The following is a 254-nucleotide window of genomic DNA, read 5'->3' as shown; positions in this document are numbered from 1 at the left end:
GCGGCCGCGTGGTCCTGGGTGGAGAAGATGTTGCAGGATGCCCAGCGGACCTCGGCGCCGAGGGCGACCAGGGTCTCGATGAGCACGGCGGTCTGCACGGTCATGTGCAGGGAGCCGGTGACACGGGCGCCGGCCAGCGGCTGCGTCTCGGCGTACTCCTTGCGGATCGCCATCAGGCCGGGCATCTCGTGCTCGGCGAGAGTGATCTCCTTGCGGCCGAACTCGGCCAGGGAGAGGTCGGCGACCTTGAAGTC

The 254-nt window shown here is 69.3% G+C and carries 1 protein-coding gene; it reads right to left on the bottom strand.

The features are described from left to right. A partial coding sequence (locus ADK64_RS14760; protein ID WP_199829613.1) for an adenosylhomocysteinase occupies positions 1-254 on the bottom strand: 254 nt, incomplete at both ends.

It is taken from the genome of Streptomyces sp. MMG1121 (assembly GCF_001280015.1).
In the GTDB taxonomy this organism is placed as follows: Bacteria; Actinomycetota; Actinomycetes; order Streptomycetales; family Streptomycetaceae; genus Streptomyces.
The sequence above is the reverse complement of the archived record's forward strand: the minus strand, read 5'-3'. Positions and strand labels throughout refer to the sequence as shown.